Annotated in this window: 1 pseudogene; it reads right to left on the bottom strand. The window is 71.3% G+C overall.

Annotated elements, in window-relative coordinates:
• Positions 1-137: 137 nt before the first annotated feature.
• Positions 138-1,169: pseudogene (locus HMPREF1138_RS11335) on the bottom strand (mechanosensitive ion channel domain-containing protein); the annotation flags it as partial.

The following is a 1,169-nucleotide window of genomic DNA, read 5'->3' on the forward strand; positions in this document are numbered from 1 at the left end:
GGGCGGCGGGGTCGGTAGCGTTCATGGTTCCATTGTCGCGCGCCGCCCGCGGGCGCGCACTCTCGGGTGCGGCCGCGGGCGGCGCGGGGTGTTTCGCCGGCGTCATGGACGAGGCAGTGGTTGCCTCGCGGGGACGCTCACTTGGCGGTGGCGGACTTGGCGGTCGAGGTTTTCTTGGTCGCGGCCTTCTTGGCGGAGGCCTTTTTTGTGCTTCCCTTCTTGGCATTCGCCTTCTTGGTCGCCGTCTTCTTGGCGGGAGCCTTCGCGTCCTTGGCGGCGGCTGATTCTGAGGCGTTCTCCGCCTTGTCCTCGTCCTCGGTCACTGCCTTCTTGGCGCTCGGCGAGGCCTTCTTGCCTCCCTTTTTCGCTGTTTGCGCTTTCTTCGCGGCCGCCTTTTTCGCGGGCGCCTTCTTGGCGGAGGCCGTGGCGGGCTCCACCTCGTCGGAGCCGTCGGGGGCGGCACTGGCCGCGTCCGCTGCCTTGGCCGCGGCGTCGGCGGTCGGCAGTACGAGCGTCTCGTCGAGTGCGGGCTGTTCCTCGATGGTCGGCAGGACCTGGGTGGCCTCAGCGTCGACGGTCACGGCCTCGGCGGTCTCGACGGGCGTCATGACGGTGGTCGCCTCCTCGGCGTCAGCCTGGTCGTCAGCCTCTTCGGCATCCTCCGCCGAATCCGCCGCATCCGCGGTGTCGGCCCCCGCGTCCACAGCATCCTCGGCGTCAGCCTGGTCGTCTGCCTCTTCGGCGCCCTCCGCCGAATCCGCCGTTTCCGCGGTGTCGGCCGCCGCGTCCACAGTCTCCTCGGCGTCAGCCTGGTCGTCCGGCACGTCATCGCCAGCCGAATCCGCCGCTTCCGCGTCGGACTCGCCGGACTCGGCGGGAGCCTCGGGCTTCTCCTCGGCGTCACCCGCGGCGGGCTCGCCCTCAGTGTCCGTTTCGACGCTGCCGACGGCGGGAATCTGGCCGGTGACGGCGCGCAGCATGTCGGCCTCGGCGCCGGTGGGTGCCACCGCGGGGAAGAAGTCCATGATGGACACGCGCGCCGCGGGCTCCACCTTGGGGGTGGGGCGCGTTTCGGCGTCCAGGCGCGCCTCCTCGGCGACGGCGTACCAGCCGGGGTGGACGACCGGCTCGTCCGGGGTCTCCTCGTCGGCGAGCGACGCGGCCATTTC

The organism is Actinomyces sp. ICM58, from assembly GCF_000283035.1.
In the GTDB taxonomy this organism is placed as follows: domain Bacteria; phylum Actinomycetota; class Actinomycetes; order Actinomycetales; family Actinomycetaceae; genus Pauljensenia.